General features: G+C 71.5%; 7 protein-coding genes, 1 pseudogene and 1 riboswitch. Of the genes and pseudogenes, 5 read left to right on the top strand and 3 right to left on the bottom strand.

Features of this window, described 5'->3' with window-relative positions; genetic code table 11:
• Positions 1–524: pseudogene (locus tag DKT68_RS32350) on the bottom strand (hypothetical protein); the annotation flags it as partial.
• Between the two features lie 96 nt (positions 525–620).
• On the bottom strand, positions 621–2159 hold the full coding sequence (locus DKT68_RS07350; protein WP_109816655.1) for a C40 family peptidase: 1539 nt from the start codon (positions 2157–2159) through the stop codon (positions 621–623).
• 236 nt (positions 2160–2395) lie between these two features.
• Between DKT68_RS07350 and mqnE the strand changes: the two genes are divergently transcribed.
• The 3 genes from mqnE to DKT68_RS07335 all read left to right on the top strand — a co-directional run bounded on the left by mqnE (position 2396) and on the right by DKT68_RS07335 (position 4387).
• Positions 2396–3565, top strand: a complete 1170-nt coding sequence (gene mqnE, locus DKT68_RS07345) for an aminofutalosine synthase MqnE (RefSeq protein WP_109816654.1) — start codon at positions 2396–2398, stop codon at positions 3563–3565.
• 23 nt (positions 3566–3588) lie between these two features.
• On the top strand, positions 3589–4026 hold the full coding sequence (locus DKT68_RS07340; RefSeq protein WP_109816660.1) for a hypothetical protein: 438 nt from the start codon (positions 3589–3591) through the stop codon (positions 4024–4026).
• A 70-nt stretch (positions 4027–4096) separates the two neighbouring features.
• Positions 4097–4387: a DUF4229 domain-containing protein gene (locus DKT68_RS07335; protein ID WP_109816659.1), complete on the top strand. Its 291-nt coding sequence runs from the start codon at positions 4097–4099 to the stop codon at positions 4385–4387.
• 73 nt (positions 4388–4460) lie between these two features.
• Here DKT68_RS07335 and DKT68_RS07330 read toward each other — a convergent pair whose 3' ends face one another.
• Entirely contained in the window at positions 4461–5816 is a 1356-nt protein-coding gene (locus DKT68_RS07330; protein ID WP_109816653.1) for a C39 family peptidase, read from the bottom strand.
• Positions 5817–6027: 211 nt separating this feature from the next.
• Between DKT68_RS07330 and DKT68_RS07325 the strand changes: the two genes are divergently transcribed.
• The gene (locus DKT68_RS07325; RefSeq protein WP_109816652.1) at positions 6028–7908 is read left to right on the top strand and encodes a M14 family metallopeptidase; all 1881 of its coding nucleotides are present in this window, start codon (positions 6028–6030) and stop codon (positions 7906–7908) included.
• Between the two features lie 126 nt (positions 7909–8034).
• Positions 8035–8180, top strand: a riboswitch (cobalamin riboswitch).
• An 84-nt stretch (positions 8181–8264) separates the two neighbouring features.
• Positions 8265–9200 (top strand): ABC transporter substrate-binding protein, encoded by a 936-nt coding sequence (locus tag DKT68_RS07320; RefSeq protein WP_109816651.1) that lies wholly within the window; start codon positions 8265–8267, stop codon positions 9198–9200.
• Positions 9201–9274 lie beyond the last annotated feature (74 nt).

The raw sequence follows: 9274 nt of genomic DNA, 5'->3' as shown, positions 1-9274 counted from the left end.
GCCCGGCTGCTGCCGGGCACCGTGGCGCTGGCCCGGGCGGGGGCGGTCGAGCCCTCCCGCTGCGCGGGCAGCGGGATGCCCGGCGGAGTGGCGGACGCGGTCGCCCGGTAGGTGGTGGCGGTGGCCCGGGCGCTGGCCGGGAGGTCAGCGGGCTGCGCGGTGGCGGTCACGACGCTGGCCCGGGCCCGGACCGGAGCGGCGGCCGGATCCGCGTCAGGTGCCGGCTGCCCGGCGTCCGCGGGAGTCTCGGTGCCGGCGGAAGCGTCCGCGGCGGTGCCGGCGGGAGTCTCGGTGCCGGCGGGGGCGTCGGTGGCGGTGCCGGCGGGAGCCTCGGTGCCGGCGGGAGCATCGGTGGCGCTGGCGGCGGCATCGACGTGACCGTCGGCGGAGACGGCGGGAACGGCGTCGTCGCCGGGTTCCGGGTCAGCGGCGCCCGGCCTCGGTGGCACGGGCTGGTCGACCGCGACGGGGCCGTCCTTCTCCGCCGGATCACTCTGCTCGGCCATCTCCGCCCTCCGTGCCATGCTCGCACCCGGGCCCGTGACGCCGGGCCGGGTGTGCCTGGATGTCACGGTGCCACAGATCGCCCCGAGCGGACAGCCGGAGCGGATCGTGGCGGCTCAGCTTCCGGTGCTCGGGCTGCCCGTCGCGCTCGGGGTCGGGCCGTCGCTCGTCGTACTGCTCCGGCTGGCCGACGGCGTGCTGGCCGGGGCCGAGGTGGCCGGCGCGCTGGTCGGCGGCGTCGGCCGCGTCGTCGGCGTCCTGGTCGTGCTCGGCGACGGGGTCGGCGTCGCGCTGCCGGTCGGGGTCGGCGTCGCGCTGCCGGTGGGAGTCGGGGTCGCCGAACCGGTCGGCTTCGGAGTGGGCTTGGTGGTGGGCGTCGGCTTCGTGGTGGGCTTCGGTGTCGGCTTCGGGCTGGGCGGCACGGTCGGGACCGGGACGGTCGGGGCCGGCACCGCGCCGATCACCCGGGTCGCGGCGTACAGCCGGGACCAGCGGACGACCGAGACCTTGACGACGTCGCCGGTGGTGGGCGCCTGCACCATCTTGCCGTTGCCGATGTACATGGCGACGTGGTGGATGGAGGTCCAGCTGCTGCCGGAGGCGAAGAAGAGCAGGTCGCCGGGGAGCAGCGCGCTCTGCGGCACGGTCCGGGACCGGGTGGCGGCGTACTGGTCACGGGAGACCCGGGGCAGCGAGAAGTAGTCGGCGCCCCGGGACCGGTACGCCGCCCACATCAGGCCGGAGCAGTCAAACTGGTTCGGCCCCTCCTCGGACCACTTGTACGGGTCGCCGAGCTGGGCGAGGGCGTACCGGACCGCGGCCAGCGCCCGGGGGTGCGCGGCCATCCCGCTGACGTTCTGGCCCACGAGGTAGCCGGCGCCGAGCTGCTGCTCGGCGGCCTCCTGCTGGCGCTCGATCTCGATGAGCTGTGCGGCATTGTCGCGGCGCAGCTTGAGCAGGTTGGCCTCGGCCGTGCGCAGCGCCTTCTCGCCCGCGGCGAACTCGACCTCGGCGGCGTCGAGCTGGGTCTTGGCCGTGGCGTGCGCCTGGTAGGCGAGCTGCTCGCCGCTGCGGGCCCGGGACAGCTCCCCGGCGACACCGGTGGTGCCGGGCTCGACCTTCTCGCCGCGGGCGATCCGCTGGAGGCGGCTCAGCCCCTGGATGTCGTTGGCCAGGTCGCCGGGTGGCAGTGCGGCGGCCGCCTTGAACGCGTCGGAGGCGGCGACGTCGGCCGCCTGCTGGGCGCGAAGCAGGTTGTCCTGCGCCGCTGCCAGCGCCCTGCCGGCGGCCTCCAGCTGGGTCTGCGCGTCCGCTCGTTTCTGCCGGCTCAGCAGCAGCGCCTCGCCGAGCGTGCCGACCTGGGTCTCGCCCGCGGCGATCTGCGCTGCCAGCGGGCCGGCGCCGACGTTCAGCACCGGCGGGACCGGGATGCCGGCGACGGGCGCGCCGCCGGGCAGTTGGAGCGCGCCGACCACGGCCGGGCGCGAGCCGGTGTCCGGCACCGTCGTGGGCAGGCCGGGCTCGGCGTACGCGGGGGTGGCCAGCACGGCGGCGGCGACCGCCCCGAGCAGGGCGGCCCACAGCCTCGGACGCAGCACCGGTGAGACCACCGGGCTCCGTCGTCGCTGCCGTCGCCCGCGCCCGCTGTAGACCATTCCGCTCCCCGTCCCGCTGCCCGTCGCCGCGCTCGATGGGCGCGACCGTCGGGACGGTACCAGTGTGTGTTCCGCCCCACCCTGTCTTACCGCACGCGGGCAGTGATGTCGATGCATCGCCGGGTTACGGGAGGCTGAGAGTCTGGTGAAGTGGGTCGCTGCCGCCGACCGTGCCGCCGGGCCTGTCGGCGTCCCGACGTACGCTCGACCGGGACCGCAGGTGGAAGGGACGTGCCATGGACGCCGGACTCAAGCGTGAGCTCGAAGCGAAGGTGTACGCCGGTGAGCGGCTGACCCGGGAGGACGGGGTCGCCCTCTACGACAGTGACGACCTGGCCTGGTTGGGGCGGCTGGCCCACCACAAGCGCACCGAGCTCAACGGCGACCGGGTGATGTTCAACGTCAACCGGCACCTCAACCTGACCAACGTCTGCTCGGCGTCCTGTGCGTACTGCTCGTTCCAGCGCAAGCCGGGCGAGAAGGACGCGTACACGATGCGCATCGACGAGGCGGTCCGCAAGGCCAAGGAGATGGAGGACGAGCAGCTCACCGAGCTGCACATCGTCAACGGCCTGCACCCGACGCTGCCCTGGCGTTACTACCCGAAGGTGCTGCGTGAGCTGAAGGCGGCGCTGCCGAACGTCAAGCTCAAGTGCTTCACCGCGACCGAGGTGCAGTGGTTCGAGAAGATCAGCGGCCTGAGCGCCGACGAGATCCTCGACGAGCTGATGGACGCGGGTCTGGAGTCGCTGACCGGCGGTGGCGCGGAGATCTTCGACTGGGAGGTCCGGCAGCACATCGTCGACCACGCCTGCCACTGGGAGGACTGGTCGCGCATCCACGCCCTGGCGCACAGCAAGGGCATGAAGACCCCGGCGACCATGCTGTACGGCCACATCGAGGAGCCCCGGCACCGGGTCGACCACGTGCTGCGGCTGCGCGAGCTGCAGGACGAGACCGGCGGCTTCGCGGTCTTCATCCCCCTGCGTTACCAGCACGACTTCGTGGACTCGGCGGACGGCAAGATCCGTAACAAGATCCAGGCGCGCACCACGATGGCCTCGCCGGCCGAGTCGCTGAAGACGTTCGCCGTCTCCCGGCTGCTCTTCGACAACGTGCCGCACCTGAAGAACTTCTGGGTGATGCACGGGCTCTCGGTCGCCCAGCTCTCGCTCAACTTCGGCGTGGACGACCTGGACGGCTCGGTCGTCGAATACAAGATCACCCACGACGCCGACTCGTACGGCACCCCGAGCACCATGCACCGGGACGACCTGCTGCACCTGATCTGGGACGCCGGTTTCCAGCCGGTCGAGCGGGACACCCGCTACAACGTGGTCCGGGAGTACGACAAGGCCCCGTCGCTGGCCGAGCGCCGCGCCGAGCCGCAGCAGGTGTGGGCCTGAGCCACCACGTACCCTCGCAGTCGATGACCGAGCGACGCGGATCCGAGCAGCAGGGCGGCTTTCCCCGGCGGGACGCCGAGGGGCGCGTCCGTACCCTGGGCGACCTGCTCGGGGTGTGCCTTGCCGGCCTGGTCATCGGCGCGCTGGCGCTCGTGCTGTTCGACTGGGCGTTCGCCTCGATCGGCGCCGGCGACTTCGGGCACACCAACGGTTGGCTGGCGGTGATCCTGCCGGCCTGGCTCTTCTGGGACGATTTCCGGGCCTGGGAGTTCGGCGCGGCCCGGGTGGTGGCTGCGCTGGTCGCCGCCGCGGTCGGCGTGTTCGCCGGGCTGCTGATCGCCGGTCTCGGCGCCGGGTTGCCGCCGCTGCTCTCCGGGGTGCTGGCGGCGGCGGCGTTCACCGTGGCGTACGCGACGGTCTGGTTCCCGGGCGTCCGCTGGCTGGCCCGCCGGACCGGCTGACCCCGACCGCCCGCCGGGCGGGTCGACCTTCCGCCGGCACTGGCGGGTGACGGAGAACGGAGTGGTGCAGGTGAGCGCGGCGGTCAAGTACACGCTGGGTCGGATCGGGCTGTTCGTGGCCGTGCTGGCGGGCCTCTGGTTGATCGACATGAACGTGTTCCTGAAGCTGATGCTGGCGCTGGCCTTCTCCGCCGCGCTGTCCTTCTTCCTGCTGCGCGGCTGGCGGGACGAGATGGCCGAGGAGATGGCCGGCGCGGCGGCGCGCCGCCGCGACGAGAAGGAGCGCCTCCGCTCCGCCCTGGCCGGCGACGATCAGCCCTCCACCGACCCCGAGCCTCCCACCGACCGACCCTCGCGCTGATCAAGAGGTTTGCGTCATCAGGACGACTCCCGGCGACGCAAACCTCTTGATTAAGTGCGCTCGGCCGGATGGGTCACCAGTTGGTGGAGCCGGGGACCCGGGGCCAGGACTTCCACGTCGGCTTGATCAGGTACGCGACGCCGCCCGAGCCGCCGGAGACGCCGCCGGTGGCGTTGATCCGCTTGGTCCGCAGCCAGATCTGCTCGAACTGCTTCCGCTGGTAGACGTTGCGCACCACGTCGTTGCTGGACGAGGCGGGGTCGTTGACGATGACGTCGCCGTCGGCGGTGAAGCCGACCACCACGAACAGGTGCCCGGAGGTGCCGTAGTTGGCCCCGTCCAGCTCGCTGGCGAGGAAGGACTGGCTGGTCACGACCGGGATGCCGGCGGCGATGAAGCGTTCCAGCTCGTCGAGCGAGTGCATCCGGGTCACCCGGCCCTCCAGGCCGGGGAAGCTGGCCGCGTACGCGGTGTTGAACGGCCAGTTGCCGGCGCCGTCGTACGCGTAGTCGTAGGTCATCCGCGCGGCGTGGTTGACCGTCGGGTCGGGGTAGGTCGGGTCCACCCAGGAGGTGTCGGCCGTGGACGGTCGGCGTCCCCAGTACTCGACGACCATCTCCGTGGAGGTCGGTGAGCACCAGGCCTCGCCGCCGCCGTCGTACTCGGGGTAGTGCCCGGAGTGCACGTTCTGCGAGTAGCGCGGCACCGGCAGCTCGACGCCCCAGGCGATGTGCCCGGCGCTCGGCGTGACGGTGAACCGGTCCGGCACGGTCGAGCTCATCGCGCCGAGCATCCGGACCACGGGCGCGGCGGTCTGCCCGGGTGCCCGGTAGAGGGTCAGCCGCAGCTGGTACGACCGCAGCAGCACCCCGGCCGCGGCGTCGTCGATGCTGAAGGTGTCGGTCCAGATCGTCGACCAGGGGTCGCCCTGCCGGTTGACGGTGGTCCGCTTGATGTCGCTGTCGCCGGACGCCCAGCGGCCCATGACGTACCACGGGGTCTGGTCACCGCTGGTGTAGCTGCCCTGCATCTCCACCTGGATCCAGGTGCCGGCGGGGGTCTCGGCGTTCCACGAGGCGATCAGCTCGGTGGCGTCGAAGCCGATCCGGGTCACCGGCGAGGTCCAGGTGCCGTACTCCCAGCTGCGGGTGACGCCGGTGTGCGGGTCGGCGTACTCCGTGGTGCCGGCCGGGCGGGCCAGCGTGACGCCCGAGCGGAGGCCGGGCACGACGCGCGTGCCGGCCCGGCTGCCCCGGTGCCAGTCGGCGGGCCCGGACCAGTCCTGGAAGGTGATCTGCTCGTCGTGGACGGTGGTGGGCGGTCGGCCACCGGCGAGTGGCTGGGCCGCGGCCGCGGGCGCGGCGGTGGCGAGCATGGTGAGCGCGGTGACGCCGGCGAGGGCGGCCGCGCGCAGGCGGGATCTGGCCATGGGTGCTCCGCGGTGTCGAGAGGGGCATCGTCGCTGGTCAGTGTCTCGCTTGGAAGGAAGTTTCGCCAGATGTTCACAGGTGGAAAATCATTGCCGCAGCGATGGTCCACCTGGGATGGGGGAGACAGAGACAAATATTGATATGACCATGTGACCGGTGGTGAAGTGTCCTCCACCGAGCGGGATCTCCCGCCCTCTGAGGAGGTAGTCCATGGCGCTCCGCGCGTCCATCCCTCTCCGCCGCCTCCTGGTGCTCGCCGTCGTCACCGGGCTGGGAGTCGTCACCGTCGCCACCGGCCCGGTCGCCGCCCGACCGGCACCGGACCGCACCGCCGAACAGCCCGCCGCCGGCTACCGGGTGCTCGGCCCCCGGACCGTCGCCGACCGAACCGCGGTGGCCCGCACCGGGGCCGCCATCGACTACTCCGAACACGGCGTGCTGCACATCTCGGCAACCGCCACGGAGGCCGCCGCGATCGGCCGGCTCGGCTTCCGGCTGGAACCGCTCGCCCCGCCGCCGAACGCCGAGCGCGGCGCCGGCGAGGTGGGCACGCTGGCCTTCCCGCCCGCCGACTCCAACTACCACGACTACGCCGAGCTGACGGCCGTGGTCAACCAGGCCGTCGCCGACCACCCGGCCATCGCCCGCAAGATCAGCATCGGTACGTCGTACGAGGGCCGCGACCTGATGGCGGTGAAGATCTCCGACAACGTCGGCACCGACGAGGGTGAGCCGGAGATCCTGTTCAACGCCCAGCAGCACGCCCGCGAGCACCTGACCGTCGAGATGGCCATCTACCTGCTCAACCTCTTCACCGACAGCTACGGCGGCGACTCCCGGATCACGAACATCGTCAACAGCCGGGAGATCTGGATCGTGCCGACGGTCAACCCGGACGGCAGCGAGTACGACATCGCCACCGGTTCCTACCGCTCCTGGCGCAAGAACCGGCAGCCCAACAGCGGCTCGTCCAACGTCGGCACCGACCTGAACCGCAACTGGGGCTACAACTGGGGCTGCTGCGGTGGTTCGTCCGGCTCCACCTCGTCGGAGACCTACCGTGGCCCGTCGGCGTTCTCCGCGCCGGAGACCCAGGCGCTGCGCAACTTCGTCAACAGCCGCGTGGTCGGCGGGACACAGCAGATCAAGGCGAACATCGACTTCCACACGTACTCGCAGCTGGTGCTCTGGCCGTACGGATACACCACCGCGAACACCGCGACGGGGATGAGCGCGGACCAGTACAACACCTTCGCCACCATCGGGCAGCAGATGGCGGCCACCAACAACTACACACCGGAACAGTCCAGCGACCTCTACATCACCGACGGGGACAGCCTCGACTGGATGTGGGCCACCCACAACATCTGGGCGTACACCTTCGAGATGTACCCGGGGTCGTCCGGCGGCGGCGGCTTCTACCCGCCGGACGAGGTGATCCCGGCGCAGACCTCCCGCAACCGGGAGGCGGTGCTGATGCTCAGCGAGTACGCCGACTGCCCGTACCGGGCGATCGGCAAGCAGGCGCAGTACTGCGGCGGCGGGGGTGGCGGCACCACGGTCTGGTCGGACACCTTCGAGACCGCGACCGGGTGGACCACCAACCCGGCCGGCACCGACACCGCCACGGCCGGACCGTTCGAGCGGGGCGCCGCCCAGGCGACCACCTCCAGCGGGGCCAAGCAGCTCACCCCGTACGCCGGCGCCAACGACCTGGTCACCGGGCGGCTCGCCGGCACGGCGGCCGGTGACTACGACCTCGACGGCGGTGTGACCAGCGCCCGGTCCCCGGCGGTGACCCTGCCGTCGTCCGGCACGCTGACCCTCTCTCTGGCCTGGTACCTGGCCCACGGGTCGAACGCCTCCTCGGCGGACTACCTGCGCGTGAGCGTGGTGCACAACGGCGGCACCACGGCCCTGCTCACCCAGGCCGGCGCGGCGGCCAACCGCAACGGCACCTGGGCGGTCGCCAACCTCAACCTCACCCCGTACGCGGGCCAGCAGGTGCGCATCCTGGTCGAGGCGGCGGACGCCTCCACGGCGAGCCTCGTGGAGGCGGCTGTGGACAACGTCACCATCACCGCCTCCTGATTCGGGGTGGGGCCCCGTCCCACCCCTACGGGGCCCCACCCTTCCGTCTCGTTCGTCCTCTTTCCACGCCGATCCAGGGCATATCGTCGTGTTGTGAGATCAACTCACGACGATATGCCCTAGATCAACATGGGTGGTCCCGGTCGTGCGCTACCGTCTTAGCGACCACTCCGCAGCGAAGCCGGTGCGACACCGGCGCTGTCCCGCAACTGTGATGCCCCGTCCTGACGACGGGGACGAGCCAGGTCGCCTGCGGATCGGTCGCGACACGCGCCTTCGAGGAAGGGCGCCTCGTGGGCGGGCGCACGAAAGTCCTGTCGGCGAAGCACCACACTCCTCGACCGACAGGAGGACCAATGTCCGGACGTACCCCTCGGCTCTTCGCCGCGACCCTCGCGGTCGCCGCGCTCACCCTCGGCGCCTGCGCCGAGAAGGCCGGCGACGAACCGGCCGCCGGCGCCAGCTCCGCGACCGCCAACTACCCCGTGACGGTCGGCTCGCTCACGCTCGACAAGCGCCCCGAGAAGATCGTCTCGCTGTCGGCCAGCGCCACCGAGATGCTCTTCGCCATCGGCGCCGGCCCGCAGGTGACGGCGGTCGACGACAACTCCAACTACCCGGCCGACGCGCCCAAGACCGACCTCTCCGGCTTCCAGCCCAACGCCGAGGCGATCGCCGGCAAGAGCCCCGACCTGGTGGTGCTCTCCGACGACCGCAACAAGATCGTCGACCAGCTCGGCAAGCTGAAGATTCCGGTCTACCTGACCCCGGCGGCGACCACCCTGGACGACTCGTACCGGCAGATCACCGAGCTGGGCACCCTGACCGGGCACGCCGACCAGGCGACCGACGTCACCACCCGGATGAAGGACGACATCGCCAAGCTGGTCAAGGACCTGCCGCAGCGTGCCGAGAAGCTGACCTACTACCACGAGCTGGGCCCCGAGCTGTACAGCGTGACCAGCAGAACCTTCATCGGCTCGCTCTACAGCCAGGCCGGCCTGAGCAACATCGCCGACCCGGCCGACGCGGACGGCAAGAACGGCGGTTACCCCCAGCTGTCCCAGGAGTTCATCGTCAAGGCCAACCCGGACTTCGTCTTCCTGGCCGACTCCAAGTGCTGCCAGCAGAACGCCGACTCGGTCAAGGCGCGCAGCGGCTGGGCCGGCCTGACCGCGGTGAAGAACAACCAGGTCGTGGCACTGGACGACGACGTCGCCTCCCGCTGGGGCCCGCGGGTCGTGGACCTGCTCCGGGTCATCATCGACGCGGTCGCCAAGGTGCCCGCGTGACCGTCGTCCGTCCGTGAGCGCGAGGAGTGAGCCGGGTTTGCGATCCTCGCAGTCGCGAACGAACGAAGGCTCGG

Origin of the sequence: Micromonospora acroterricola (genome assembly GCF_003172955.1) — a bacterium.
Lineage (GTDB): Bacteria > Actinomycetota > Actinomycetes > Mycobacteriales > Micromonosporaceae > Micromonospora > Micromonospora acroterricola.
The sequence above is the reverse complement of the archived record's forward strand: the minus strand, read 5'-3'. Positions and strand labels throughout refer to the sequence as shown.

Excerpts from the sequence above, each read along its gene's own strand:
- DKT68_RS07350 (WP_109816655.1), bottom strand. The coding sequence starts at position 2,159 with ATGGTCTACAGCGGGCGCGGGCGACGGCAGCGACGACGGAGCCCGGTG.
- mqnE (WP_109816654.1), top strand. The coding sequence starts at position 2,396 with ATGGACGCCGGACTCAAGCGTGAGCTCGAAGCGAAGGTGTACGCCGGT.
- DKT68_RS07340 (WP_109816660.1), top strand. The coding sequence starts at position 3,589 with ATGACCGAGCGACGCGGATCCGAGCAGCAGGGCGGCTTTCCCCGGCGG.
- DKT68_RS07330 (WP_109816653.1), bottom strand. The coding sequence starts at position 5,816 with ATGGCCAGATCCCGCCTGCGCGCGGCCGCCCTCGCCGGCGTCACCGCG.
- DKT68_RS07325 (WP_109816652.1), top strand. The coding sequence starts at position 6,028 with ATGGCGCTCCGCGCGTCCATCCCTCTCCGCCGCCTCCTGGTGCTCGCC.
- DKT68_RS07320 (WP_109816651.1), top strand. The coding sequence starts at position 8,265 with ATGTCCGGACGTACCCCTCGGCTCTTCGCCGCGACCCTCGCGGTCGCC.